General features: G+C 73.2%; 24 protein-coding genes. 18 read left to right on the plus strand and 6 right to left on the minus strand.

All coding sequences use genetic code 11. The features are described from left to right. Positions 1-31: 31 nt before the first annotated feature. The 5 genes from ACZYRU_RS03945 to ACZYRU_RS03965 all read left to right on the plus strand — a co-directional run bounded on the left by ACZYRU_RS03945 (position 32) and on the right by ACZYRU_RS03965 (position 6,364). Positions 32-1,558 (plus strand): FAD-binding protein, encoded by a 1,527-nt coding sequence (locus ACZYRU_RS03945; RefSeq protein ID WP_488955770.1) that lies wholly within the window; start codon positions 32-34, stop codon positions 1,556-1,558. An 89-nt stretch (positions 1,559-1,647) separates the two neighbouring features. After that, a complete protein-coding gene (locus ACZYRU_RS03950) occupies positions 1,648-3,318 on the plus strand; it encodes an FAD-binding protein (RefSeq protein WP_488955771.1) in 1,671 nt (556 codons plus the stop codon). A gap of 30 nt (positions 3,319-3,348) precedes the next feature. Beyond that, entirely contained in the window at positions 3,349-4,098 is a 750-nt protein-coding gene (locus tag ACZYRU_RS03955) for a glucose 1-dehydrogenase (RefSeq protein WP_488955772.1), read from the plus strand. After that, positions 4,098-5,543, plus strand: coding sequence for a pyruvate, phosphate dikinase (locus ACZYRU_RS03960; protein WP_488955773.1), 1,446 nt, complete (start codon positions 4,098-4,100; stop codon positions 5,541-5,543). The genes ACZYRU_RS03955 and ACZYRU_RS03960 overlap by 1 nt, the downstream gene beginning before the upstream one ends. Continuing rightward, positions 5,540-6,364 carry an SDR family NAD(P)-dependent oxidoreductase gene (locus ACZYRU_RS03965; protein WP_488955774.1) on the plus strand — a complete coding sequence of 275 codons (825 nt, stop codon included), beginning with the start codon at positions 5,540-5,542 and terminating at the stop codon, positions 6,362-6,364. The genes ACZYRU_RS03960 and ACZYRU_RS03965 overlap by 4 nt, the downstream gene beginning before the upstream one ends. Here ACZYRU_RS03965 and ACZYRU_RS03970 read toward each other — a convergent pair. After that, complete coding sequence (locus ACZYRU_RS03970) at positions 6,342-7,832, minus strand: FAD-dependent oxidoreductase (protein ID WP_488955775.1); 1,491 nt, start codon at positions 7,830-7,832, stop codon at positions 6,342-6,344. The two genes, ACZYRU_RS03965 and ACZYRU_RS03970, sit on opposite strands and share 23 nt — an antisense overlap. A 10-nt stretch (positions 7,833-7,842) precedes the next feature. Beyond that, positions 7,843-8,469, minus strand: coding sequence for a hypothetical protein (locus tag ACZYRU_RS03975; RefSeq protein WP_488955776.1), 627 nt, complete (start codon positions 8,467-8,469; stop codon positions 7,843-7,845). A 153-nt stretch (positions 8,470-8,622) separates the two neighbouring features. Here ACZYRU_RS03975 and ACZYRU_RS03980 point away from each other — a divergent pair, with 153 nt between their 5' ends. Beyond that, on the plus strand, positions 8,623-9,378 hold the full coding sequence (locus ACZYRU_RS03980; protein ID WP_488955777.1) for a tyrosine-protein phosphatase: 756 nt from the start codon (positions 8,623-8,625) through the stop codon (positions 9,376-9,378). 4 nt (positions 9,379-9,382) lie between these two features. On the opposite strand, the gene ACZYRU_RS03985 is transcribed toward ACZYRU_RS03980, so the two are convergent. Next, positions 9,383-10,426 (minus strand): acyl-CoA dehydrogenase family protein, encoded by a 1,044-nt coding sequence (locus ACZYRU_RS03985; protein ID WP_488955778.1) that lies wholly within the window; start codon positions 10,424-10,426, stop codon positions 9,383-9,385. Between the two features lie 49 nt (positions 10,427-10,475). On the opposite strand from ACZYRU_RS03985, the gene ACZYRU_RS03990 reads away from it, so the two are divergent. Continuing rightward, positions 10,476-11,609 carry an acyl-CoA dehydrogenase family protein gene (locus ACZYRU_RS03990; protein WP_488955779.1) on the plus strand — a complete coding sequence of 378 codons (1,134 nt, stop codon included), beginning with the start codon at positions 10,476-10,478 and terminating at the stop codon, positions 11,607-11,609. Positions 11,610-11,767: 158 nt separating this feature from the next. Here ACZYRU_RS03990 and ACZYRU_RS03995 read toward each other — a convergent pair whose 3' ends face one another. Together ACZYRU_RS03995 and ACZYRU_RS04000 are read right to left on the minus strand one after the other, a co-directional pair. Next, the gene (locus ACZYRU_RS03995; protein ID WP_488955780.1) at positions 11,768-12,640 is read right to left on the minus strand and encodes an IclR family transcriptional regulator; all 873 of its coding nucleotides are present in this window, start codon (positions 12,638-12,640) and stop codon (positions 11,768-11,770) included. A gap of 43 nt (positions 12,641-12,683) precedes the next feature. Further along, positions 12,684-13,241, minus strand: coding sequence for a flavin reductase family protein (locus ACZYRU_RS04000; RefSeq protein WP_488955781.1), 558 nt, complete (start codon positions 13,239-13,241; stop codon positions 12,684-12,686). Between the two features lie 98 nt (positions 13,242-13,339). On the opposite strand from ACZYRU_RS04000, the gene ACZYRU_RS04005 reads away from it, so the two are divergent. From ACZYRU_RS04005 to ACZYRU_RS04050, 10 genes are all read left to right on the plus strand, one after another. Continuing rightward, complete coding sequence (locus ACZYRU_RS04005; RefSeq protein ID WP_488955782.1) at positions 13,340-14,311, plus strand: alpha/beta hydrolase; 972 nt, start codon at positions 13,340-13,342, stop codon at positions 14,309-14,311. Then, positions 14,308-15,027: an SDR family NAD(P)-dependent oxidoreductase gene (locus ACZYRU_RS04010; protein WP_488955783.1), complete on the plus strand. Its 720-nt coding sequence runs from the start codon at positions 14,308-14,310 to the stop codon at positions 15,025-15,027. Before ACZYRU_RS04005 ends, ACZYRU_RS04010 begins: the two co-directional genes overlap by 4 nt. A gap of 19 nt (positions 15,028-15,046) precedes the next feature. Continuing rightward, a complete protein-coding gene (locus ACZYRU_RS04015; RefSeq protein ID WP_488955784.1) occupies positions 15,047-16,675 on the plus strand; it encodes a flavin-containing monooxygenase in 1,629 nt (542 codons plus the stop codon). Then, entirely contained in the window at positions 16,672-17,532 is an 861-nt protein-coding gene (locus tag ACZYRU_RS04020) for an alpha/beta fold hydrolase (RefSeq protein ID WP_488955785.1), read from the plus strand. The genes ACZYRU_RS04015 and ACZYRU_RS04020 overlap by 4 nt, the downstream gene beginning before the upstream one ends. A 257-nt stretch (positions 17,533-17,789) precedes the next feature. Then, complete coding sequence (locus tag ACZYRU_RS04025) at positions 17,790-18,986, plus strand: acyl-CoA dehydrogenase family protein (protein ID WP_488955786.1); 1,197 nt, start codon at positions 17,790-17,792, stop codon at positions 18,984-18,986. Between the two features lie 11 nt (positions 18,987-18,997). Beyond that, entirely contained in the window at positions 18,998-19,897 is a 900-nt protein-coding gene (locus ACZYRU_RS04030) for a VOC family protein (protein WP_488955787.1), read from the plus strand. Next, complete coding sequence (locus tag ACZYRU_RS04035; RefSeq protein WP_488955788.1) at positions 19,894-21,318, plus strand: FAD-dependent oxidoreductase; 1,425 nt, start codon at positions 19,894-19,896, stop codon at positions 21,316-21,318. The genes ACZYRU_RS04030 and ACZYRU_RS04035 overlap by 4 nt, the downstream gene beginning before the upstream one ends. A gap of 99 nt (positions 21,319-21,417) precedes the next feature. Continuing rightward, positions 21,418-22,215, plus strand: a complete 798-nt coding sequence (locus ACZYRU_RS04040) for a glucose 1-dehydrogenase (RefSeq protein ID WP_488955789.1) — start codon at positions 21,418-21,420, stop codon at positions 22,213-22,215. A gap of 299 nt (positions 22,216-22,514) precedes the next feature. Then, positions 22,515-22,718, plus strand: a complete 204-nt coding sequence (locus ACZYRU_RS04045; RefSeq protein ID WP_488955790.1) for a cold-shock protein — start codon at positions 22,515-22,517, stop codon at positions 22,716-22,718. 151 nt (positions 22,719-22,869) lie between these two features. After that, the gene (locus tag ACZYRU_RS04050) at positions 22,870-23,016 is read left to right on the plus strand and encodes a hypothetical protein (protein WP_488955791.1); all 147 of its coding nucleotides are present in this window, start codon (positions 22,870-22,872) and stop codon (positions 23,014-23,016) included. A gap of 278 nt (positions 23,017-23,294) precedes the next feature. Here the strand turns inward: ACZYRU_RS04050 and ACZYRU_RS04055 are convergent, their stop codons facing one another. After that, positions 23,295-24,344, minus strand: a complete 1,050-nt coding sequence (locus tag ACZYRU_RS04055; protein ID WP_488955792.1) for a hypothetical protein — start codon at positions 24,342-24,344, stop codon at positions 23,295-23,297. Positions 24,345-24,382: 38 nt separating this feature from the next. Between ACZYRU_RS04055 and ACZYRU_RS04060 the strand changes: the two genes are divergently transcribed. Further along, a complete protein-coding gene (locus tag ACZYRU_RS04060) occupies positions 24,383-25,246 on the plus strand; it encodes an NUDIX hydrolase (protein WP_488955793.1) in 864 nt (287 codons plus the stop codon). Positions 25,247-25,280: the final 34 nt, after the last annotated feature.

The following is a 25,280-nucleotide window of genomic DNA, read 5'->3' on the forward strand; positions in this document are numbered from 1 at the left end:
CCCGCCCAGCGGACGCGCAGGCTCCCGATCCGTGACGAGCATTCCTGAGTGGGACGAGACCTTCGACGTCGTGGTGGTGGGATCCGGCGGTGGCGGCATGACCGCCGCCTGGACGGCCGCCCGGGCAGGCGCCTCGGTGCTGCTCGTCGAGGCCGGCAGCGCGTACGGCGGCACGACCGCCTACTCGGGAGGCGGCATCTGGTTCCCGGGCAACGCCGTGCTCCGCGCGGCGGGCCACGACGACGCCGACGAGGCGCGCGACTACTTCCACGCCGTGGTCGGCGACCGGACCCCGCGGGTCCTGCAGGACACCTTCCTCGCCACCGGACCGGCCCTGGTCGACCGGATGCTGGAGGACGACGCGCTCGCCTTCGAGGCGTTCGCCTGGCCCGACTACTTCGGCGCGGTGCCCGGGGCGGCGATCGAGCGCCAGATCCGCCCGCTCCCGCTCGACCCCGCCGAGCTCGGCCCGGTCGCCAAGCAGCTCCGGCCGCCGCTCAAGGTCGACCGTGCCGGCGCCGCCCCGGCCGACACCCTCATCGGCGGCCAGGCGCTGATCGGCCGCTTCCTGCTGGCCCTGGGGCGCGTCGACACGGCCGAGCTGCGCCTCGACGCCGCCTGCACCGAGCTGGTCGTCGAGGACGACCGCGTCGTCGGCCTGGTCGCCGGTGACCGTCGCATCCGGGCCACGAGGGGCGTCGTCCTCGCCTCCGGCGGCTTCGAGCACAACGCCGCCATGCGCGAGGAGCACGGCGTCCCCGGCGCCGTCACCGGCGCGATGGGGCCCGAGTCCAACCGCGGCCTCGCGATCCAGGCCGGCATCGACATCGGCGCCGCGACCGACCTGATGGACCAGGCCTGGTGGGCGCCCGGCATCGCGCACCCCGACGGCACCACGTCCTTCTCGCTCTGGTTCACCGGCGGGATCTTCGTCGACGCCCACGGCGAGCGGTTCGTGAACGAGTCGCTGCCCTACGACCGGCTCGGCCGCGACGTGATCGACGCCCAGCGCTCCGGCCGTGCCGGCGAGACGTACTGGATGGTCCACGACGACCGCGACGGCGCGCTGCCGCCGGTCCGCTCGACGACGCTGCCGCTCGCCCCCGCGGAGGAGTACGTCGCCGCCGGGCTCTGGCACACCGCCGACACCCTCGCCGAGCTGGCGGCGGCGATCGGGGTCCCCGCCGACGCCCTCGAGGCCACCGTCGCCCGGTTCAACGAGCACGCGGCGGCCGAGCACGACCCCGACTTCGGCCGCGGCGACGAGCCCTACGACCGCTCCTTCGCCGGCGGCGGCTCGCCCCTGGTCCCGATCGAGGAGGGCCCGTTCCACGCGGTCGCCTTCGGTCTGTCCGACCTCGGCACCAAGGGCGGCCTGGTCACCGACGAGCACGCTCGGGTGCTGCGTCCCGACGGCACCGCCATCGCCGGCCTCTACGCGGCGGGCAACTCGATGGCCGCGGTGACCGGTACGACGTACCCCGGCGGCGGCAACCCGATCGCGGCCAGCATGGTCTTCGGTCACCTCGCGGTGCTCGACGCCCTCGCTTCTCGCTGAACGGGACTTCCGCCCCACCGGGGCACGCCAGTCCGTTGTCTAGGACCGCACGCCCCACGACCCGAGCAGCACGCCCCCAGGAGGACACGATGACGGACCCGACCACGACGGCCTGGCAGCACGAGGTCGACCTGCTCGTGGTCGGCGCGGGCGCCGGCGGCATGACCGCCGCGCTCACCGGCGCCCTGTCCCGGCTCGACACCCTGCTCGTCGAGAAGGCCGCGACGTACGGCGGCACCACGGCCCTGTCCGGTGGCGGCATCTGGGTCCCGAACAACCCGACCCTGGCCCGTGCGGGCATCACCGACTCCGAGGAGCGGGTGGTCGAGTACCTCGAGCACATCACGCAGGGCTCGATCGGCCGCGACCGGCTGCAGGCCTACGCCCACCACGGCCCGGCGATGTTCGAGATGTTCGGGAAGTTCGCCCAGCACCTGACCTTCAGCTGGTGCCCCGGCTACTCGGACTACCACCCCGAGGCGCCTGGGGGGCGTCCCGAGGGCCGCTCGGTCGAGTGCCCGCCGTTCGACATGCACAAGCTCGGCGAGCTCGCCTACACCCAGCGCGGCAGCGCGATGAAGGTCCCCGGCGGCCTGATCATCACCTCGGCCGACTACGTGCACCTCAACATGGTCACCCGCACCTGGCGCGGCCGCTGGCGCGCGCTCAAGCTCGGCGTGAAGTCGACGCTCAACAAGCTGCGCCGCCGCCAGATGGTCTCCCTCGGCCAGGCACTCGTCGCCCGACTGCGGATCTCGCTGCGCGACGCCGGCGTCCCGGTCTGGCTCGAGACGCCGCTGCTCGACCTGGTGCGCGACGAGGACGGCACCGTGATCGGCGCGGTCGTCGAGCGCGACGGTGCGTCGTACCGGATCCGGGCGCGACGCGGCGTGATCATCGCCAGCGGAGGCTTCGACCACAACGAGGCGATGCGCAAGGAGTACCTCCCCGAGGTCGGCCGCGCCGACGTCTCCGGCGGAGCCGAGACCAACACGGGCGACGGCATCCTGATCGGCCACGCGGCCGGCGGCGCCCTCGACCTGATGGACGACGCCTGGTGGATGCCGGCGGTCCGCAAGCCGGACGGCCGCGTGCACTCGCTCGTCTCCGAGCGGTCGATCCCCAACTCGGTGATCCTGTCGCCGAAGGGTGAGCGGTTCACGAACGAGGCGTCGCCGTACGTCACCTTCGTGCACGACCAGATCGCCCACGGCCACCCGTACCTCTGGTTCGTGATGGACCAGACCGCGCGCCGCCGCTACCCGTTCGGCGCCACTGTCCCGGGCGCCGACCTGCCGCAGAAGTGGTACGACGCCGGCACGGCCCACAAGGCCTCGACCCTCGACGACCTGGCGCGCCTGACCGGCATGGACGCCGCCACCCTCACCGCCAGCGTGCAGCGCTGGAACGAGATCGTCGCGAGCGGCGAGGACACTGACTTCGGCCGCGGCGAGAGCGCCTACGACCGCTACTACGGCGACCCGACGCTGCCGAACCCGGTGCTCGGCGCCGTCGACAACGCGCCGTACTACGCCGTGCGGATCGAGGCCGGCGACCTCGGCACCAAGGGCGGCCTCGTGACCGACCGCCTCGGCAAGGTCCTCGACGCCGACGGCAACGCCGTGGCCGGGCTCTACGCCACCGGCAACGTGGCCGCCTCGGTCATGGGCAACGACTACGCCGGCGCCGGAGCGACCATCGGCCCCGCCATGGTCTTCGGCTACCTCGCCGCGCTGCACGCCGCCGGCGCCACCAACTGAGAACCATCCGCAGGACAAGGAGATTCGGCCATGGGTTCGCTTGACGGACGCGTCATCATCATCACGGGCGGTGCCCGCGGCATGGGCGCCGCGCACGCCCGCCACCTGGTCGCCGAGGGCGCGAAGGTCGTCATCGGCGACGTGATCGACGACGCCGGCGAGATCCTCGCCAAGGAGCTCGGCGACGACGCCGTCTTCGTGCACCACGACGTGACCTCGGCGGAGGACTGGGACACGATCGTCGCGACCGCCAAGGAGACCTTCGGCGCCGTGCACGGCCTGGTCAACAACGCCGGCGTGCTCAGCTTCGGTTCGCTCGCCGACACCACGCCCGAGGCGTTCCAGCGGATCATGGACATCAACGTGACCGGCACCTTCCTCGGCCTGCGCGCGGTCGCCCCGGTGATCACCGAGACCGGTGGCGGATCGATCGTGAACATCTCCTCGATCAACGGCCTGCTCGGCACCGCCTTCACGACCGCCTACACGGCGAGCAAGTTCGCGGTCCGCGGCCTCACCAAGGCGGCAGCCCAGGAGCTCGGCCCCGCCGGCATCCGGGTCAACTCGATCCACCCCGGTGGCATCGCCACCCCGATGACCCAGCACGAGGGCGGCGACGCGGAGGGTGCGGCGTTCGCGAAGTTCCCGATCCCGCGCTGGGGCCAGCCCGAGGAGGTCTCGCCGCTTGTGGGGTTCCTGCTCTCCGACCAGTCCAGCTACTCGACCGGCGGCGAGTTCGTCGTCGACGGTGGCATCACCAGCGGCCTGTACTTCTCATGATGGCGACCATCGACCGACCGGCCATCGCTGCCGGCATCACCGCCGACGTCGTCCGCCTCGACGGCAGCTGCGACCTCGACCGCGCCGCCATCGGCGGCAAGGCCTGGAGCGTCAACGCGATGCGCGCGCTCGGGCTGCCCGTCCCGCCCGCCGTGGCCCTCACGACCGGCTGCTGCGCGGCCTTCTACGCCGCCGACGGCACCGTCCCCGACGACGTCTGGGAGCAGGTACGACGGGGCGTCACCTTCCTCGAGGAGGAGACCGGTCGCAGCTTCGGCAGCACCGAGCGTCCGCTGCTCGTCTCGGTGCGCAGCGGTGCGCCGGTCAGCATGCCCGGGATGATGGACACCGTCCTCAACCTCGGCCTCACCGACGCCACCGCGGCCGCGCTGGTCGCCGAGAGCGGCGACGAGGCGCACGTCGCCGACACCCGCGAGCGCTTCGTGCGGCAGTACCAGGAGACCGTGGCCGAGGGCCCGGTCCCCGACGACGCGTGGGCGCAGCTCCGGGCGGCCGTCGCCGCCGTCTTCGGCTCGTGGCAGTCCGCCCGCGCCCAGACCTACCGCCGCACCCGGGGCATCGCCGACGACCTCGGCACCGCCGTCACCGTGCAGGCGATGGTCTTCGGCAACCTCGACGACCACTCCGGCACCGGCGTGCTCTTCTCGCGCGACCCCAGCACCGGCGACCCCGCACCCTTCGGCGAGTGGCTCGCCCGCGGCCAGGGCGAGGACGTCGTCTCCGGCCGGGTCACCCCGCAGCCGTTGGCGACGCTCGCCGAGACGATGCCGTCCGTGCACGCAGACCTGATGAAGGCGACCGCGACCCTGGAGGAGTCCGGGCGCGACGTGCAGGACATCGAGTTCACCGTCGAGGGCGGGCGGCTGTGGCTGCTGCAGACCCGTGCTGCGAAGCGGACGGCGGCGGCCGCCGTACGGATCGCGGTCGACCTGGTCGACGAGGGCGTGCTCACGCAGGCCGAGGCCGTGGCCCGGGTCAGCGCCGATCAGCTGCAGGCGGTCGTCGAGGCCGCGTCCGGCGCCGGCGTCGGTACGCCGATCGCGACCGGCGAGTCGGCCTGCCCCGGCCTGGCGTTCGGCGTCGCCGTCGCCGACCCGGACGAGGCCGAGGAGCGCGCGGAGGCCGGCGAGGACGTCATCCTGGTCCGCTCCGCCACCTCGCCCGACGACCTGCACGGCATGCTCGCCGCCAACGGCATCGTGACGGAGTACGGCGGCGCCACCTCGCACGCCGCGGTCGTCAGCCGTGAGATCGCGCGTCCCTGCGTGGTCGGCTGCGGCGCTGGAACCGTCGAGTCGCTGGTCGGTCGCGAGATCACCGTCGACGGCGCCACCGGCCAGGTGTGGGAGGGCCGGATCGAGACCGTGGCTGCCGACGAGAACCCCTACCTCGCCCGGCTGCTCGCCTGGGCCGAGGAGAAGTGACCGCTCCCGTCGCCGTCGTGACCGGTGCCTCGCGGGGCGCCGGTCGCGGTATCGCGCGGGCGCTCGGCGACCTCGGCGCGACCGTCTACCTGACCGGCCGCTCCGCGTCGGTCGCCGACGTGGCCGACGAGGTCGACGCTCGCGGAGGCCACGGGATCGGCGTGGTCTGCGACCACGATGATGACGACGCCGTGGCGGCCCTGTTCAGCCGAGTGGGGGAGGAACAGGGGCGCCTCGACGTCCTCGTCAACAACGCGATCGCGCTGCCGTCGGGGCTCGGTGACGACCAGCCGTTCTGGGAGCGGCCGCTGGACCACCAGCGGATGTTCGACGTCGGCCTGCGCTCGACGTACGCCGCCAGCTGGTACGCCGCGCCCCTGCTGATCGCGGCTCGTGGGCTGCTCGTCAACACGTCGTCCTTCGGTGGCGGCTGCTACATGCACGGCCCGGCGTACGGCGCCGCGAAGGCGGGCGTCGACCGGCTCGCCCACGACTTCGGCGTCGACCTGGCACCGCACGGCGTCACCGCGGTCTCGCTGTGGATGGGCATCCTGCGCACCGAGCGGACGCAAGCTGTGCTCGAGGCCGAACCGGACCGGTACGGCGACCTGGCTGCCCGCACCGAGTCCGTCGAGCTCCCCGGTCGCGTGATCGCCGCGCTCTGGCAGCACCCTGACCGGGTGCGCTGGAACGGGAGGACCGTGGTGAATGCGGAGCTCGCCGTCGAGCTCGGCGTAACTGATGTCGACGGCGGACAGCCGCCCTCGCACCGGTCGATGCTGGGCGGACCGCCCGCGGTCAATCCTGCGATCGTGCGCTGAGCGCCCGAGCGCTTGCTCGGCGACCGGCGATCCGGCCGAACGCGAGTGCGTCGGCGATGTGCATGCCGCCGTCCTTGCACCAGCTGTAGGTCGAGCTGATGCTGCCGGCGGCGTACAGGCCGGTGATGGTCTCGCCGAACGGGTCGAGGACCTCGGCGTGCTCGTTGCGGCGCGGACCGCCGTTGCTCCAGGCGACCATCGGTGCCGACGTGAACGCGTAGTAGGGGCCCTCGCCGAGCGCGACCAGCGTCGACGGCTCACGGCCGAGCTGCTCGTCGAAGCCGGCAGCGCAGGCCGCGTTGTAGCGGGCGACCGACTCCACCAGCAGCGCCGGGTCGACGCCGATCAGCGGCGCGAGCTCCTCGAGGGTGTCGGCCCTGTGCAGCCAGCCCTTCTCGACCTCGACGCTGTTGTCCCAGCTCCACTCGTAGCCCTCGACCAGCACGTTCCAGCCGACCGGCAGCATCGCCGCGTTGGGCGAGATCGGACCGGCCAGGCGGGTCGCCTCGTCGAAGACGGCGTGCAGGCTGCGGACCGGGACGTGCTCGTAGGCGCCGTGGACACGGGCCTGGCCGTGCCCGGTCCGGGGCAGCTCGTCGACGCAGCGACGGCCGTCGTGGTCGACGTAGAGGAAGCCCTTGCGAAACGAGAACCGTGCGTAGAAGCCGCTGTCGAAGCCCGGGACCCGGAAGCCCTCCATGCTCGTCATGTTGTCCATGTGCCACAGGTCGGCGCCGGCCTTCTGCGCCATCCGGTGCCCGTCGCCGGTGTTGTACGGCGAGCCCCAGGTCAGCGTCTGCGGGAAGCGGAGGTAGTCGCGGACCATGCGGACGTCGCCCTCGAAGCCGCCGGTGGCCAGCACGACGCCGCCCGCCGCGGGGAGGGTGCGGCGGGCGCCGTCGGCGTCGGTGACCTGGACGCCGACGACCGTGCCCTCGGCGTCCTGGACGAGGCGCTCGGCACGGGTGCCGAGGAGGACGGTGATGTCGCGGTCCGCCACGGCCTGGGTGAGGGCGGTGAGGAGGCGTGACCGGCCCAGCGCGCCGCCGACGGCGCGCCAGCCGGTGACCGCGTCGCTGCCCTCGAGCTCGGGGAACTCCGGCGGGACCTCGACGACCGTGCCGGCGATGCCGCGGTCGAGCGTGCCCGGGACGGTGCCGACCTCGGCGCCGACCGTGTCACGCATCCACGCGGTGGTGCGGGTGCACTCCTCGGCCCAGGCTTCGATGACCGGCTCGGGGACAGGGCGTTCGCCGCACAGGCTGCGCAGGTAGACCGCGGCCCGCTCGGCACTCGACGGCTCCCACCAGGCGCCACCGGAGACGCGGGTCGTGCCGCCCTCGAGGCCCGCGGGCAGCTTGTCGACCAGGACGACGCGGGCACCCGCGTCGTGGGCCTCGATCGCCGCGGCACAGCCGGCGGCACCGTGGCCGAGGACGACGACGTCGGCCTCGAGCAAGGGGTCCATCAGCGCGCGCTCAGTGGGCGCGGCCCGCGACGGCCTCTTCGAGGCGGGTCCGGCCGCTGAGCTGGATCAGGTCCTCGTGGAGCTCGAACCACACCGTGTGGTAGCTGTCGAGGATCGGGCGGGCCACCCAGGTGGTGTCGCCCTCGGCCAGCCGGTCCTGCGCGTGCTGCAGCCGCCGGGGGTAGCGGACCAGGCGCGGCGCGATCTCCGCGAGCCGCTCCACGAGCGGGAGCACCCGGGCGTGCAGGTCGGCGAGGCGCGCGAGCACCTCGGCGTCGTACGCCGCATCGGTGTGGTCGTTCGGCGTGCCGTCGGCCCTGAGCTGCCAGGCGGTCACGATGGTCTTGAGGTCGCCGTTGACGACGCAGAAGTCGTCGTACGCCGAAGCGAGGGAGGGCTGGTCGACGGTGGCCGCGTCCGCGGCGAGCAGCTCGGCGAGGCGGGCGCGACCGGGGTCGGCCAGCCGGAAGCCGGCGCCGGCCTTCACCAGCAGGCCTGCGGCCTCGAGGTCCGTCAGCAGGGCACCGGCCGCCTCGGGCGCGATCCCCAGGGGCGTGGCCACCTCGGCCTCGCGGACCCGGCCCTTCAGCTCGACGACGCGCAGCACGCTGAGCAGGGTGGGCTCGGCAACGGACATCTCGATCTCCTCGTCTCGTTCGGTTCACCCGAGGTTCACCTGAGGACGCGGTGTGAGGGTCGTCGCTCCCGATCAGCGGGACGAGTCCGCGCCGAACCGGTCGCTCCGGGGATCGTGACACCGTCGTCACCCCCGATCGAGACGGAGACAGTTGTGGGCACGGTGAGCGAGGCCACCAGGTGGCTCGACCTGGCAGAGGTCGACAACATCCGCGACCTCGGCGGTCTCCCCGTCGAGGGCGGCGGCTTCACGCGCTCGGGCGTGGCGTTCCGGGCCAGCACCCTGCAGGAGATCTGCGCCGCGGACGTGACCGAGCTGGTCGACGTACGCCGGCTGCGGACGATCATCGACCTGCGGCTGCCCGACGAGGCCGCCCGCGAGGGCCACGGCCTGCTCGGCGAGTCCGCCGTCCGCGTGGTCAACCTGCCCGTCAAGAAGGCCGACGCAACCCTGCTCGACGTCGTCGTCCCCTCCGGCACCAGCGCCGACCTCGGCGCGCTGTACTGGCAGCTTCTCGCCGGCAGCACCGAGTCCTTCGTCGAGGCCGCGCGGATCATCGGCGACCCCGAGCAGCACGCCGTGGTCTTCCACTGTGCCGCCGGCAAGGACCGCACCGGCGTCATCGCCGCGGTGCTGCTCGACGCCGTGGGCGTCTCGTCCGAGGACATCGCCGCGGACTACGCCCTGACCTCCGAGCGCGCCGTGCAGGTGCGCGAGCGGCTGATCCGCATCCCCGCCTACAAGAACCTCCCCAACGTCGGCCAGGGCGTCTTCGCCGTCGACGGCACCGCGATCGGGTCCTTTGTGGACGCGCTGCGGGCGACGTACGGCGGCGGCGCGGAGTTCCTGCTCCGCCACGGCCTCACCGAGGCCGAGCTGGCCGCGCTGCGGACCGCCCTGGTGGGCTGACGGCTCAGCCGCCGAGCGCGCGCAGCCGGCTGATCAGCGCCCGGGCGTGGTAGCCGCCGACACGGACGTCGCGCCACAACCGCGCGACCGGGTCGCCGTTGTCGAGCGCGTGCGCGCGCAGGCTGGCGAAGACCAGGGCGGTGGCCTCGACGGCCCGGTCGACGGCGTACAGCTGGTCCTCGAAGGGATCGCGCGGCTGGTCGTCGGGGTCGTGGTGGCCGGTGGCCTGCTCGCGCAGCACCAGGGCGGCGCCGTCGACCAGCGAGGCGGCACGGGCGATCCGGGCGGGGGAGAGGTCGAGGGCGTCCTCGCCGCCGTGGGACAGCGCGAGCCGCTGCCGGGACTGGTCGAGGTGGGTGACGAGCGCGCCCGCGGCGGAGCCGACGAGCGCCATCGCGGCGATGGTGCCGATGGCGCGCAGGTCGGCGCCGCGGTGCTCCGCGTCGGCCCAGGAGCCGACCGGGATCGCGGCCCCGCGGACCCGTACGTCCTGCGCGCCGGACGCGGTCAGGCCGACGGTGTCGACCGGGTCGGAGAGCTCGCAGTCCTCGATGGGGACCAGCGCCAGGGCGGCCCGGCCGGGCTCGCCGGGGACCTCGTGGCGTCGTACGCCGAGCAACAGCCAGGATGCGTTCGCCGCCCCCGTCACCGCGGTCCACTGCCCGTTGAGAACCAGCTCGTCCTCGGGCCCCACCAGCCGGCCCGCGGGCTCGGGACTGAACCCGACCAGCGGGTCACCGGCCTCGTCCTGCAGCCGCGCCCACGCGGCCTGCGGGAACAGGTCGAGCAGCCACGGCACCGCACCACCCGCCGCGGTCACCCAGCCCGTGGAACCGCACGCCGCGGCCACGGCCCGCACCAGCTCCACCAGCTCCGCCTCGCGGTCGCCGCGCTCGGCGGCCGGCACCAGCGCGAACGCTCCGGCGTCGAGCAGCGCGGCCAGCACCTCGGTCGGGATCCGGCGCTCCGCCTCGGTGCGGGCGGCCTCCTCGCGGATGCGGGGGACCAGGTCCTCGACACGGTCGCGGAGCGCGGTGTGGGTGTGCAAGGGTCCTCCTAGTGTTCACGCCGACACTAGTCGTGATGGAGGGGGAACGGTGAGCGAGGCGACCGACGCGGTCATCGCCGGAGTACGGACCATGCTGCCCGACCTGGCCCGCGACGCCGCGGCCGTCGAGATCAACGGTGCCGTCGACAGCGCGGTGATCGAGCGGCTCACCGAGATCGGCCTGTTCCGGATGCTCCGGCCGGCGGCGTACGGCGGTCTCGAGGCCGACCCGGTCACCTTCTTCCGGGCCGTCCGGCTGCTGTCGCGCTCCTGCCCGTCGACCGGCTTCGTCGCCTCCATCCTCGGTGCCCACGAGTGGCACCTCGCGCTCTTCGACGACCGCGCCCAGACGGAGGTGTGGGGCGCCGACCCGGGCGCGCGGCTCGCGTCGTCGTACACCCCCGACGGGCAGCTCACGCCGACCGAGGGCGGCTACCGGCTCACGGGCCGGTGGCGTACGTCGACCGGCATCCACCACGCGTCGTGGGCGGTGCTGGGCGCGCTCCTGCTCGATGAGAACGGTGAGCCCGTCGACTTCGTCGGCACCCTGGTCCCGGCGGCCGACTACCGGATCGAGGAGCGCTGGGACCCGACCGGGCTGCGGGCCGTCGGCGCCGACGGCATCGCCGTCGAGGACGCCTTCGTGCCGTCGTACCGGACCTTCGGGGCGCGCGAGCGGATGCTCCAGGAGGACCCGGCCTGGGCCGGCAACCTGGCCCCGCTGTACCGGATGCCCTACAGCGTCATCCACACCCACGCGGTCGCCGTACCCGTGATCGGTGCGGCCGAGGGCGCCTACGAGGCCCTCCTCGCCGACCGCCCCGAGGCCGCCGCCTCCCCGACCGTCGCCCGCGCCGCGACCGACCTCCACGTCGCCTGGCGCCAGCTCACCGGCCACCTCGATCGCCTGCTGGAGCGCGCCGGGCGCAACGAGCCGCCGCACACCGAGAGCGTCGTCCGCGCCCGCCGCGACCAGTCGCTGGCCGCCGAGCGCGCCGTCCGTGCGATCGGCAGCTTCCTCGACGCCGCGGGCCCCGAGGCCTGGGAACGCCGCCACCCGCTGCAACGCGCCTGGCGCGACGCCCAGGTCGCCGCCACCAACGCCGCCAACTCGGTCGACCAGACGCTGTCGATCTTCGGTCGCTGGGCCTACGGGCTCGACATCACCGACCGCTGGTGGTGAGCGGCACCTCGTTCGTCGAGTAGCCCCGTCGCGAGGGACGAGCGACGGGGCGTATCGAGGCGCCTTGCCCGAACTCGATTCGCCCGCCGCGACTTCGCAGGCTCAGTCGCGCCGTGCTACTCGATCACCGACGATCGCGTCCGCTGGCGCGGCCGCGATCAGACCCAGCCGTCGGCCGGCAGCGTGCGCAGCATCCGCCCGAGCACGCCGTCCGACTGCGGCCGCACCGGCTCGGCATCCTCGTCCTGCCCGGACAGTCGCTGGGTGACGTGGGCGGCGGCACGGAGCATGAGCGGACCGAGCCGCTCCAGCTTGTCCAGGGGTACGGCGCCGCCGACCGAGATCGCGGCGAGGAGGCCGTCGGCGCGGATGGCGGCGCCGAGGGCGGAGGTGCCGAGGACCAGCTCCTGGTTCTCGTAGGCGAGGCCGCGGCGGGCGCGGATCCGGCCGAGCTCCTGGTGGAGGGTGGGCAGGTCGTCGATGGTGCGGGGACTGCGCTTGGGCAGGCCGGGGCGGAACAGGGTGTCGATCTCCTCGCCGGGCAGCTGGGCGAGGATCGCCTTGCCGAGGGCGGTGGCGTGGGCGGGGATCCGGCCGCCGACGCGGGACGCCGTACCGACGTTGCCGGTCGCGGCGCGGCCGGCGATCCGGTCGAGGACCAGCACGTCGGTGCCGATCAGCACGCCGAGGTGGACGACCAGGCCGGTGTCGAGGTGCAGCCGGTTGAGGACCGGGGCGGCGACCGAGCGCAGCTCGGGGTGCTCGGACGGCGAGTGGCGGGCGGTCGAGGCGCCGCTGGACAGCGAATAGCCGTCGGGGCGGCGCTGGATCCAGCCGGTGACGAGGAGCTGGTCGAGGATCCGGTGCACCGTCGAGCGGGGGAGGCCGGTGCGGGTGGCGATGTCGTCGAGCCGGAACCGCGCGCCGGGCTCGTCGAAGACCCGCATGATCAGGGCGATCCGCGCGACCATCGACACGGGCGGGTCGGAGCTCTCCCCGTCCGCCTTCTTCTTCGCCGCGGCGCTCGCCATGCGGCTCATGATAGGCCTGCCGTACGACGGCCCGCGGTCCCGATCAGCTCCAGAAGTCCTGCTCGCCCCAGTGCGCGAACCCCGCCCTGGGCGCGTCCAGCCCGAACCGGCCGCGGTGGAAGACCAGCGGCGGGGCGGTGTCGAGCTCGAGTCCCTGCACCCGCCCGATCGCGATGTCGTGGTCACCGGCGACGTGCACCGTCTCCAGCGTCGCGTGCACCCGGAGCACGGCGCCGGGCAGCGCCGGGGCACCGTGCGGCGCGGTCCACTCCAGCCCCTCGAACCGCAGCCCCTTGCGCGAGCCGAAGCGCTGGCACAGGTCGACCTGGTCCTCGGCGAGCACGTTGACGCAGAAGGCCCCGGCCTCCCGGATCCGCGCCCAGGCCCGGCCCTCGCGGGTCGCGCAGAACAGGACCAGCGGCGGCTCCAACGAGAGCGACGCGAACGACTGGCAGGTGAAGCCGACCGGCTCGTCGTCGTGCACCGCCGTCACAACGGTGACCCCGCTCGGGAAGGCGCCCATCGCACGCCGCATGACGTCGGGCGTCGGCTCCAGCACCTCGGCGGGCGGCGGGGTCGGGGAGAAGGCGAGGGCGCTCATGAGATTGGACGTTAAGGAATGTTCCGATTCGTAACACTCCGGTCCCGTCCAACGGGACCGGAGCCACTCCGCCGCAGACCGCTGCCTACGTTCGCAGCATGCTCGACACCGAGGTCGCCGGGTTCCTGGCGCTGCTCAACGAGAACTTCCCGCAGGTCTCCACGATGACCGGCGCCGATGCGCGCGCCGCCACGAAGGCCCGCCAGGTCCCGCCGGCCAACCTGGACGACGTCCGCTCGGCCGAGGACGTCACCATCGACGTCGACGGCGGGACCATCGGCGCCCGGGTCTACCAGCCCCACGGTCCGGCCGACGTACGACGCCCGCTGGTCGTCTTCACGCACGGCGGCGGCTTCGTCTTCTGCGACCTCGAGAGCCACGACGGCTTCTGCCGCCAGCTCGCCCGGCAGACCGACTCCGTCGTCGTGTCGGTCGACTACCGCCTCGCCCCCGAGCACCGCGCGCCGACCGCGGCCGAGGACGCGTACGTCGCCCTGCTCTGGGCCGCCGAGCGCCACGACGAGCTCGGCACCGACCCGGCCCGCGTGGTCGTCGCCGGCGACAGCGCCGGCGGTGCCCTCGCCGCCGTCGTCGCGCTGATGGCCCGCGACCGCAAGGGACCGGCCCTGGCCGGCCAGGCGCTGCTCGGCCCGGTCATCGACCCCGCCTGCGACACCCCCAGCTACGACACCTACGCCGACGGCTGGTTCAACACCCGGGCGAACATGGAGTGGTACTGGGACCAGTACCTCGGCGCCGACCGCACCCTCCCCGAGCCGCCCGAGCTGGTCGCCCCGGCCCGCGCCGCGAGCCACGCCGGCCTGCCGCCGGCGGTCGTCGTCATCACCGCCGCCGACCCGCTGGCCGACGAGGGGCAGCAGTACGCCGCGCAGCTCGCCGCGGCCGGCGTACCGGTCCTCACCCGGATCCACCCGCAGCTCTTCCACGGGCTGCTCACCTTCATGACGCTGCGCGCCGGCGCGTCCGCCCGCGAGCTGCTGTACGGCGACCTGCGCACCCTGCTCGGCGTCGCGGCTCCCGCTGCAGGACCAGCCGAGGGACCGGCATGACCGGACCCGACCTGACCGGCAAGGTCGCCCTGGTCACCGGCGCGGCCGGCGGCCTCGGCGCGGCCGTGGCGGCCGTGCTCGCGGAGGCCGGCGCCCACGTCGTCCTCGGCGACAGCGACCTCGCCGGCGCCACGCGCACGGCAGCGTCCATCGGAGCATCAGCACGGGCCGTCGAGCTCGACGTCCGCGACGCCGGCCACTGGGACCGGGTGACCGCCGACATCCTGGAGCAGCACGGCCACTGGGACGTCCTGGTCAACAACGCCGGTGTCTACCGCAAGACCCCGCTCGCCGAGATGGCCGACGACGACATCGACCTGGTCCTCGACGTCAACCTGCGCGGCACCGTGCTCGGCACCCGGGCTGCCGCGCGGTCGATGGCCGACGGGGGCGCGATCGTGAACATCTCCTCGACCGCGGGCCTCTCGGGCCACCGCCACGCCCTCGTCTACTCCGCCACCAAGTTCGGCGTCCGCGGCGTCACCCGCTCCGCGGCCCTCGAGCTGGGGGAGCGGGGCATCCGGGTCAACGCCGTGTGCCCCGGCCCGATCGAGACCCCGATGATGCGCGCCGACCAGGTCGACTGGTCCGCCGTACCCCTGTCCCGGGCGGCCGACCCCCGTGAGGTCGCCGCCCTCATCACCTTCCTCGCCAGCGACGCCGCCGCCTACTGCACGGGCGGCGAGCACACCGTCGACGGCGGCCTCAGCGCCTAGATCGAACCAGGAGAAACCCATGAACGCACCGACCGACACCACCCGTGACCTGGTCATCGTCGGCGCCGGCCTCGCCGGCATCTACGCGATGTACCGCGCCCTCGAGAAGGGCCTCGACGTCGTCGGCGTCGAGGCCGGCGACAGCGTCGGCGGCACCTGGTACTGGAACCGCTACCCGGGCGCCCGCTGTGACGTCGAGAGCGTCGACTACTCCTACTCCTTCGACCGTCAGCTGGAGAAGGACTGGAAGTGGACCGAGCGGTTCGCCACCCAGCCCGAGATCCGCTCGTACCTCGACCACGTCGCCGACCGCTACGACCTGCGCCAGCACTTCACCTTCGGCCGCCGGGTCACCGCCGCGCACTTCGACGAGCAGGCCTCGACGTGGACCGTCACCCTCGACGACGGCACCCGGCACCGCAGCCGCTTCGTGATGATGGCGACCGGCTGCCTCTCCGCGCCGAACCGCCCCGACCTGCCGGGCATCGACGAGTACGCCGGCACGCAGCTGTTCACCGCCCAGTGGCCCGACGAGCCGGTCGACCTGACCGGCAAGCGGGTCGGCCTGATCGGCACCGGCTCCTCCGGCATCCAGGCCGCGCCGCTGCTCGCTGAGCAGGCCCAGTCGCTGACCGTCTTCCAGCGCAGCGCCAACTACACGGTGCCCGCCCGCAACCGGCCGCTCACCGAGGAGGAGTGGGAGAGGGTCCAGGAGACCTACCCCGAGCGCCGCCAAGCCTCGCTCTACGCCCCGGCCGGCTCGCTGAGCACCACCCACGCGCAGAAGGCGACCGAGGTCGACGCCGCCGAGCGCGAGCGCGCGTTCGAGGCCCGCTGGCAGGAGGGTGGCGTGCTGTTCGCCAAGACCTTCCCCGACCAGGGCACCGACATCGTCGCCAACGACTACGCCCGCGAGTTCGCCGAGTCCAAGATCCGCGCGATCGTCGAGGACCCGGAGGTCGCCACCGACCTGATCCCCACCGACCACCCGATCGGCACCAAGCGGATCGTCACCGACACCGGCTACTACGAGATGTACAACCGGGACAACGTCGAGCTCGTCAACCTGCGCAAGCACCCGATCGAGCAGGTCACCTCCTGGGGCATCAAGACCGCGGACGCGTCGTACGAGCTCGACGTGATCGTCTTCGCCACCGGCTTCGACGCGCTCACCGGCGCGCTCACCTCGATCGACCTGCGCGGCGCCCGCGGCGCGGTGCTCGCCGACGACTGGGCGCACGGACCGGAGACCTACCTCGGCCTCGGCGTCGCCGGGTTCCCGAACCTGATCACCCTCAACGGCCCCGGCAGCCCGTCGGTGCTCGCGAACATGTCCACCCACACCGAGCAGCAGGTCGACTGGGGCATGGACCTCATCGAGTTCTGCCGCGCCAACGACATCGACCAGGCCGAGCCGCGCCGCGACGCCGCCGAGAAGTGGACCGCGCACCTCGGCGAGGTCGCCCAGGGCACCCTGTTCACCCGCGCCGCGTCCTGGTACATGGGCGCCAACATCGAGGGCAAGACCCGCACCTTCATGCCCTACATCGGCGGCTTCGGCAACTACCGCCGGCTGTGCGACGAGGCCCGCGACAACGGCTTCGAGGGCTACGTCCTGACCCGCGTTTCGGCGGGGGTGTCGGCATGAGCATCCCGTCGTACGACGACACCCGCCGTGAGCTCGCCACCGACGCGGGCACCCTCGTCTACCACGAGTACGGCGACGGCCCGCCCCTCCTGCTGCTCCACGGCTCCGGCCCGGGTGTGACCGGCTGGCGCAACTTCCACCAGAACCTGCCCGCCCTCGGCGCGCACTTCCGGTGCCTGGTGCTCGAGCTGCCCGGGTTCGGCGTCAGCCACGACATCGACGAGTCGCCGTTCGTGGCCGCGGGTCCCGCGGTGATCCGGTTCGTCGAGGGCCTCGGCCTCGGCCCGGTCCCGGTGATCGGCAACTCGATGGGCGGCGTCGTCGCGGCCCAGCTCGCGATCGCCCGCAGTGACCTGTTCACCCGGATCGTCACGGTCGGCGGCGTCGGCACCAACGTCTTCGGCGCCGGCCCGGGCGAGGGCATCGTGCGGCTCACCGACTTCGTCGAGAACCCGACCCGCGAGGGCCTGGTCCAGTGGCTGCAGTCGATGGTCTTCGACCAGGGCATGGTCACCGAGGAGCTCATCCAGCAGCGCTGGGACCTGGCCACCGAGCCCGAGACGCTGGCCTCCGCGCGGCGGATGTACGGCCGCGAGGCCAACGCAGCGCGGGCGAAGATGGCCGCGGCGAGCGACCGGCCGCCGTACTGGGCGATGCTCCACAAGATCACTGCGCCCGTGCTCCTCACCTGGGGCCGCGACGACCGGGTCAGCCCGGTCGACATGGCGATGCTCCCGATGCGCGCCATCCCCAATGCCGAGCTGCACGTCCTGCCGCGCTGCGGCCACTGGGCGATGATCGAGCAGCAGGCGGCCTGGGAGGCGGCCGTGCTCGCCTTCCTGAGGCCGCGCGGCTGAGCGAAGCGAAGCCGCGAGGACGGCCGAAGATTGAGGAGCGTCGGCTGGGACCGAGCCTGCGAGGGCCCAGCGACGCGTCTCGAAATCCAGTCGTCTTCCGAACGACGTCTCGGCGCGTCTCGATACGGCGCTCGCTGGCGCTCGCGGCTACTCGACGAGCTCGCGGTCCCGATGAGCGAGAACCGGCCTCCGCGAACCGGCCTCCGCTGCGAGCGTGAGGTCGTCCCCGACACCCGTCAGCTCCGGAAGGAACCCGCATGACCGACCAGACCCGCGGCACCGTGCTCGCCGCCATCGAGGAGCACTCCGACGAGCTGGCGGCGCTCGGCCCGGCCAACGAGCAGCTCGGCCAGCTCGACGACGCGGCCGCCAAGGTGCTGCGTGACTCCGGCGTGATCCGGCTGCTGCAGCCCAAGGAGTTCGGCGGCTACGAGGCCCACCCGGCCGAGTTCGCCGAGACGGTCATGCGGATCGCGCAGCTCGACGGCGCGACCGGCTGGGTCGCGGGCATCGTCGGCGTCCACCCGTGGGAGATGGCGATGGCCGACAAGCGGGTCCAGGAGGAGGTCTGGGGCACCGACCCCGACACCTGGATCGCGTCGCCGTACGCCCCGATGGGTGTGCTCACCCCCGTCGACGGCGGCTGGACCCTGCGCGGTCGCTGGCAGTTCTCGTCGGGCACCGACCACTGCGACTGGATCTTCCTCGGCGCGATGATCGGCGACGCCAAGGGCGCCCCGGTCATGCCGCCGCAGATGATGCACGTGATCCTCCCGCGCGCCGACTACACGATCGTCCCCGACAGCTGGGACGTCGTCGGCCTGCGCGGCACCGGCTCCAAGGACATCCTCGTGGAGGACGCGTTCATCCCGTCCTACCGTGCGCTGGAGTACACCAAGGTCGCCGAGGGCATCGCCGCGAAGGAGGCCGGCCTCACCGAGACCGGCTACCACGTGCCCTTCTCCTGCGTCTTCCCGCTCGGCATCACCTCGGCCGTCATCGGCATCTGCGAGGGCGCCCTCGCGCACCACGCCGCCTGGCAGGCCTCGCGTACGACGGTCTCCGGCGCCGCGAGCAAGGACGACCCGTACGCCCTCTACGCGCTGAGCGAGGCCGCGGCCGACATCGCCGCCTCCCGCGCGGCGCTGGTCGACAACGTCACCCGGATGTACGACGCGGTCTCCCGCGGCCACGTCCCGACCTTCGCCGAGCGGGCCGCCGGTCGTCGTACCCAGGTCCAGGCGGCCTGGCGCGCGGTCCGGGCCCTCGACGAGGTCGTCGCCCGCTCCGGCGGCAACGCGATGCGGATGGACAACCCGATCCAGCGCTTCTGGCGCGACGCGCACACCGGCCTGGCGCACGCGATCCACGTGCCCGGCCCGACCTTCCACGCGGCAGGTCTCGGCGACCTCGGCCTCGAGCCGCCCGCCGGCCCGCTCCGCTCGATGATCTGAGGAGACACCCCATGACCCACCTGCGCGGACTCGGCTACCTGCGGGTCCAGGCCACGGACCTCGCCCGCTGGCGCGAGCTCACCATCGACGCGCTCGGCTTCGCCGAGGGCACCGGCCCGAGCCCGGACGGCCTCTACCTGCGGATGGACGAGCGCCAGGCGCGCCTCATCGTCCTTCCGGGCGAGATCGACCGGGTCCAGGCCATCGGCTGGGAGGTCCGCGACTCCGCGGGCCTGGCCCGGGTCGCCGCCGACGTCGAGGCCTCGGGCCGCGGCGTCAAGGAGCTGACCGCCGAGGAGTGCGCCGAGCGCGGCGTCGAGAAGGCGATCTCGTTCGAGGACCCGGCCGGCACCGTGCTCGAGGTCTTCTGCGGACCGGTCCTCGACCACAGCCCCGTCGTCACCACGTGGGCGCAGAAGTTCCACACCGGTGCCGAGGGCATGGGCCACGTCGTCCTCCCGACGACCGCCCCCGAGGAGACCACGGCGTTCTACACCGAGGTGCTCGGCTTCCTGCAGCGCGGCTCGATGAAGGTCCCCGGCGACCGCCGGATCCAGTTCCTCGGCATCAACCGGCGTCACCACAGCCTGGCCATCTGCCCCGCCCCGCACGACGAGGCGCCCGGCATGGTCCACCTGATGGTCGAGGTCGACGAGCTCGACGCCGTCGGCCGCGCGCTCGACGAGGTCAACAAGCGGGAGTTCTCGATCTCCTCGACCCTGGGCCGGCACACCAACGACAAGATGATCTCCTTCTACGTCCGGGCCCCCGGCGGCTGGGACATCGAGTACGGCTGGGACGGCATGCTCGTCGACGAGGCGTCGTACACCGCCGAGGAGATCACCGCCGACAGCTACTGGGGCCACGACTGGTCCGGCTCCGAGCCGCTGGCCGCGTTCGTCCCCCGGTGACCAGCCACGAGGTCGACGTCCTCGTCGTCGGCATGGGCTGTGCCGGTGCGGCAGCCGCCCTCGAGGCGGCCCGCGCCGGCGCGTCCGTCGTCGCCCTCGACCGGGCCGCCCCGGGCGGCTCGTCGGCGGTGTCCGGCGGCGAGCTCTATCTCGGCGGCGGTACGGCGCTCCAGCAGGCCTGCGGCGTCGACGACGACCCGGACCTGATGTACGCCTACCTCCACGAGGCGCTCGGCCCGCACCCCGACGAGGAGAAGCTGCGGCTCTACTGCGACGGCAGCGTCGAGCACTTCGACTGGTTCCGCGGGCTCGGGATCACGTTCAACCCGAGCCTGTACGACGGCGTCTCGTGGCTCCCGCCGACCGCCGACGGCCTGATGTGGCTCGGCGAGAACGCCTGGCCGTTCACCGAGCTGGCCCGCCCGGTGCCGCGCGGCCACCGTCCCGCGACCGACGGGTACGGCGGCTGGCTGCTCATGGACAGGCTGACCACCGCCGCCCGCGAGGCCGGCGTCGACGTCCACCCGGACACCCGGGTCACCTCCCTGGTCCAGGACGACACCGGCCGCGTCGTCGGTGTCCGCGCCCGCCGCTTCGGCGAGGACGTCACCTACCGCGCCCGCCGCGGCGTCGTGATCGCCACCGGCGGCTTCGCCGACAACCCCGAGATGGTGGCCGACCACGCCCCGGTCCTCGTCGGACACTCCGCGGTGAGCGACGGCCTCGACGACGGCAGCGGCATCCGCCTCGGCGTCGCCGCGGGCGGCACCGTCCGCCGGATGGCCAGCACCCAGATCGCGCTGTCCGTCGTACCCGCCCTCGCGGTCCGCGGCATGCTCGTCGACGGCCTCGGCCAGCGGTTCGTCAACGAGGACGTCTACCCCGGCCGGTTCAGCCAGGCCGCTGTCCGGCACCGCCCCGGCCCCTGGTTCACCCTGGTCGACGAGAAGGGCTGGGAGGACGTCCCCGAGCGCGAGCGTTGGGGCGTGCAGCCGGCGGTCGTCGCCGAGACCCTGGCCGAGGTCGAGGCCGAGCTCGGCCTCCCGACCGGCTCGCTGGAGGACACTGTCGCCCGCTACAACCGCGACGCGGCCGCCGGCGAGGACACTCGCTTCCACAAGGACCCGCGCTGGCTGCGGCCCCTGGAGGCGCCGTACGCCGTCGTGGACGCGACCCGCGGCTTCGACCCCGAGGGCACCGGCCCGCGCGGTGGCACCGGCGTCTCCGGGTTCACCCTCGGCGGCCTGCGCACCTCCGTGGACGGCGAGGTCCTCGACGACTCCGGCGCCCCGGTCCCGGGCCTGTACGCCGCCGGCCGGGCCACCTCCGGCATCCACGGCGAGGGCTACGTCAGCGGTACCTCGCTCGGCGACGGCACCTTCTTCGGCCGCCGCGCCGGCCGCGCCGCCGCCCGCCCCTGATCCCGCGCCGCGCCTGTCCTGTCGAGCGGGACAGGAGCCACGCGGCCTGTGACCCAGGTCTCAGAGTGCTCCTGACATTCCAGCGACACAGGGGGCGCCATGAGCAGTCTCGACAACAAGATCATCATCGTCACGGGAGGCGGCTCCGGCATCGGCCTGGCAGCCGCCGACCGGATCGTCCGGTCCGGCGCGACGGTGGTCATCACCGGCAGGGACGTCGAGAAGGGCAAGGGGGCGCTGGCGCAGATCGGTGACGAGCGGGCGAGCTTCCTCCGGCACGACGTCGCCTCGCGCGCCAGCTGGGAGGACGTCGTGGCCGCTGTCCTCGACACCCACGGCCGGGTCGACGGTCTGGTCAACAACGCGGGCCTGTCCGCGACGGCAGCGCCGTTCGACCAGGAGACGACCGAGGCGTGGGACGCCATCGTGGCCACCAACCTCTCCGGCGTCTTCCACGGCATGCAGGCGGTCATCCCGTCGATGAAGGACAACGGCGGCGGCTCGATCGTCAACGTGTCCTCGACCGGCGGCCTGGTCGGCCTGCCGCTGACCTCGAGCTACGCGGCGGCCAAGTGGGGGATGCGGGGCCTGACCCGGGTCGCCGCGCTGGAGCTGGCCCACAAGCGGATCCGGGTCAACTCGGTCCACCCGGGCATGGTCTACACCCCGATGACGGTGCAGAACGCGGGCGTCGTGGAGGGGGAGGGCATGTACCCGCCGGCGCCGATGGGCCGCGTCGCGGCGGCCGCCGAGATCGCCGGGGCGATCGTCCACCTGCTGTCCGACGACGCGTCGTACACGACCGGTGCGGAGCTCGCCGTCGACGGCGGCTGGACCGCCGGGGTGTCGCCTCGCGCACTGCTCGGGGACGAGCTGGCCGGCGCCCTGCTGGGCTGATCGCCGAGGCCCGGAAGACCCCTCGCAGAGGGGTTTTCCGGGCTGTCACACGTGTGTTGCAGAACCTTCATGGACGATCCGAACTTCGTGTCGGCAGAGGGGTTCCGCTGTCGCCGCCGATTGGTAGTGTCGACTTCGCAGCGGCTGCAGTTCTCGAAGGTGAACGCCTGCGGAGTCTGTGGCCGACGGCGTATCTGGTTTGTGGTCTTGTCATCACGCATCGGAGCGACGTGTCATCGCAGCCGCTGCGGGCCGTCGAGGTGGCGGCTCTCGCCCCGATACGAGGAGTAACGAGCAACATGGCTCAGGGCACCGTGAAGTGGTTCAGCGCCGAGAAGGGCTTCGGCTTCATCGAGCAGGACGGTGGCGGCGACGACGTCTTCGTCCACTACTCGGCGATCCAGACCAACGGCTACAAGTCGCTGGAGGACAACCAGAAGGTCGAGTTCGACGTCACCCAGGGCCCCAAGGGCCCGCAGGCGGAGAACGTTCGTCCTCTCTGAGTCACCTCCGAGGAGACCTCGTCCTCCGTGGGGCCCCGCCGGTCGGCGGGGCCCCACGAATTTTTCCGGAACTTTTTGGGTTTGCCGGGGATTCTGAGGGGGATCATGGAGTCGGAAGAGTGCGTTGGTCCGGCTCGAGGGAGAGGGAAGCATGGCCGATCAGTTCGACGTGACCCTCGAGGACGGCGACCTCCTCACCGAGGTCGAGCTGACCACCAACCTCATCATCGCGGCCAGCAACTCCGACGAGCGCCTCTCGGTCGAGGAGATCGACCGGATCCTCGGCGTGGCCCACTGAGTTGGATGGCGCGAGCGCGTCGTCGCTTCGCTCCGCCGCGCTGCCGCGCGCGCAGTCGAGTTCCGTAGGGGGCTGGTTCGCTCGGCGGCCACACGGCCACACGGCCACACGGCGGCACGGCGGAAAGGTCCGGTGGCGCGAGCCCGTCGTCGCTTCGCCGCGCTGCGCCCCTGAGCTCGTCGAGTAGCCGCGAGCGCTGGCGAGCGGCGTATCAGATGCCTCGACTGCGTCTCGATACACCGCTCGCCCAGGGGCTCGGGCTACTCGACGAACTCAGGTCAGCAGGTCGCGAACAGCACCGGCCCACTGCTGAGGTCGGAGAGCACGAAGGTCCCCTCGACCGGCTTCATCGCCATGGTCAGCACCCGCCCGGACGCGACCACCTTGCCGAGCGTGAACCGCTCGGGGAAGCTGCCACCCTGGCCGGGCGCCGGTCCGGCCGCGAGCTTCGAGCGGCTGTCGGCGTCCTCCCGGGCCTGGTCGTCGGTCTCGAACGCCATCGCCACCCGTACGCCGCCACCCGGCTGCGCCGCGATCGCGAACCCGGTCAGCGGGTGCACGCCCCCGGCCTGGGCGACCAGCTCGCTGGCGCGGGTCCGGTCGGCCGGGTCGGCGTCGGTCATCGCCAGCGCCGAGCAGGCCTGGTCGCCGGTGGCCACCGAGGCGCTCAGCGCGGCGCCCTCGGCGCCGACCACGTCGCTGACGCCGTCCTCGTGGTCGCCGCGGGCCAGGTCGGTGCGCTGCCCGAGGAAGTCCGGGTCGTCGCTGCCGACGAGCAGGCCGTCCTCCTCGTCGATCTGCAGGGCGGCGAGCTCGGGGGTGACCGGGCCGTCGAGACCCTCGAGCAGGTCGACGCCACCGCGCCACACGCCGTCGGCGTCGTCCGGCTCCTCGAACCCGGCCGCGCGCAGTCGCCCGCGCAGGCCGTCCACGTCGAAGCCGTCGGGCAGCCCCATCAGGACCAGCGCGCCGTCCTTGCCCTGGCTGAACAGCTCCCAGTCGATGGTGGCGGGGGAGAAGCCGAGCTGCTCCTGGATCGTCGGGGCCGACGCGTCGAGCGCGGTCGTCGAGGCCAGGTCCCGGTCGAACGCATCCTGCAGGAAGTCGTCCACCTCGGCCCCCGAGGAGGACGCCGACAGGTCGGCGCCCAGCTCGGCGCGCACCGCCGCCCAGTCGGTCCAGCTGAACCGGGCCGCTGACCTCGGGGCCAGGGTGAGCGCGGTCGCGAACCGGGAGCGGTCCTCGGAGCGCAGCCGCCAACCGACCACGACGACGGCCGACACGACGAGTGCCGCGAGGACGAGGAGCAGGATCCAGCGGCGACGCATGGCTGAACCTTAGGCCGCCGGGCCCTACCCTTGGGCCCGTGCCCGACATCCTCGCTGCCGGCGTTGTCGTGTTCCGTCCCGGACGGGAGGTGCTGCTGGTGCACCGCCCGAAGTACGACGACTGGTCCTTCCCCAAGGGCAAGCTCGACCGTGGCGAGCACCCGACCGCCGCCGCCGTCCGCGAGGTGGCCGAGGAGACCGGCGTGCACGTGCGGCTCGGGCCCCGGCTGCCGTCGCAGCGCTATCCAGTCGCGCGCCGGATGAAGACCGTCCACTACTGGACCGGCCGCGTCGTGGGAGACGACGACGTGTCCGCGTACCGGCCCAACGACGAGATCGACGCGGTGGCCTGGGTGCCGGTCGACGAGGCGCCCGCGCGGCTGAGCTACGACTACGACCGGGAGACCCTGGCGGCGGCCCTTCGGGTACGCCGCAAGACGCACGCGGTCGTCGTGCTCCGTCACGCCCAGGCCCGCTCACGCAGCGCGTGGCACGGCGCCGACGCCGCCCGTACCCTGCTCAAGGTCGGCGAGCTGGAGGCGGACCGGCTGGTCCCCCTGCTCGCGGCGTACGACGTCGCCCGGATCACCACCTCCACCAGCACCCGCTGCGTGCAGACCGTGCGCCCGTACGCCGAGACGACCGGCTACGCGCTCGACCTGCGCCCTCGGCTCAGCGAGGAGAACGCCACCGCGAAGGCGGTCGAGAAGGTCGTCGAGGAGCTGCTGGCCGGTGAGGTCGGCAGCGTCCTGTGCACCCACCGCCCGGTCCTGTGCCACGTGTACGAAGCCCTGGGGATCGAGCTCGCTCCCGAGGAGGGACTGGCTCCCGCCGAGCTGCTCGTCCTGCACGTGCGCAAGGGCCGCGTCGTCGCCGTGGAGCGCCACCGCCCCCGCAGCTGAGACCTGGGCCACGCACGGTCCCCGCCCCGACTGC

The organism is Nocardioides sp. F233, from assembly GCF_057813895.1.

Coding starts and splice junctions, on each gene's coding strand:
- ACZYRU_RS03950 (WP_488955771.1), top strand. CDS start 1,648: ATGACGGACCCGACCACGACGGCCTGGCAGCACGAGGTCGACCTGCTC.
- ACZYRU_RS03955 (WP_488955772.1), top strand. CDS start 3,349: ATGGGTTCGCTTGACGGACGCGTCATCATCATCACGGGCGGTGCCCGC.
- ACZYRU_RS03960 (WP_488955773.1), top strand. CDS start 4,098: ATGGCGACCATCGACCGACCGGCCATCGCTGCCGGCATCACCGCCGAC.
- ACZYRU_RS03970 (WP_488955775.1), bottom strand. CDS start 7,832: ATGGACCCCTTGCTCGAGGCCGACGTCGTCGTCCTCGGCCACGGTGCC.
- ACZYRU_RS03975 (WP_488955776.1), bottom strand. CDS start 8,469: ATGTCCGTTGCCGAGCCCACCCTGCTCAGCGTGCTGCGCGTCGTCGAG.
- ACZYRU_RS03995 (WP_488955780.1), bottom strand. CDS start 12,640: ATGGCGAGCGCCGCGGCGAAGAAGAAGGCGGACGGGGAGAGCTCCGAC.
- ACZYRU_RS04000 (WP_488955781.1), bottom strand. CDS start 13,241: ATGAGCGCCCTCGCCTTCTCCCCGACCCCGCCGCCCGCCGAGGTGCTG.
- ACZYRU_RS04005 (WP_488955782.1), top strand. CDS start 13,340: ATGCTCGACACCGAGGTCGCCGGGTTCCTGGCGCTGCTCAACGAGAAC.
- ACZYRU_RS04010 (WP_488955783.1), top strand. CDS start 14,308: ATGACCGGACCCGACCTGACCGGCAAGGTCGCCCTGGTCACCGGCGCG.
- ACZYRU_RS04015 (WP_488955784.1), top strand. CDS start 15,047: ATGAACGCACCGACCGACACCACCCGTGACCTGGTCATCGTCGGCGCC.
- ACZYRU_RS04020 (WP_488955785.1), top strand. CDS start 16,672: ATGAGCATCCCGTCGTACGACGACACCCGCCGTGAGCTCGCCACCGAC.
- ACZYRU_RS04025 (WP_488955786.1), top strand. CDS start 17,790: ATGACCGACCAGACCCGCGGCACCGTGCTCGCCGCCATCGAGGAGCAC.
- ACZYRU_RS04030 (WP_488955787.1), top strand. CDS start 18,998: ATGACCCACCTGCGCGGACTCGGCTACCTGCGGGTCCAGGCCACGGAC.
- ACZYRU_RS04040 (WP_488955789.1), top strand. CDS start 21,418: ATGAGCAGTCTCGACAACAAGATCATCATCGTCACGGGAGGCGGCTCC.
- ACZYRU_RS04045 (WP_488955790.1), top strand. CDS start 22,515: ATGGCTCAGGGCACCGTGAAGTGGTTCAGCGCCGAGAAGGGCTTCGGC.
- ACZYRU_RS04050 (WP_488955791.1), top strand. CDS start 22,870: ATGGCCGATCAGTTCGACGTGACCCTCGAGGACGGCGACCTCCTCACC.
- ACZYRU_RS04055 (WP_488955792.1), bottom strand. CDS start 24,344: ATGCGTCGCCGCTGGATCCTGCTCCTCGTCCTCGCGGCACTCGTCGTG.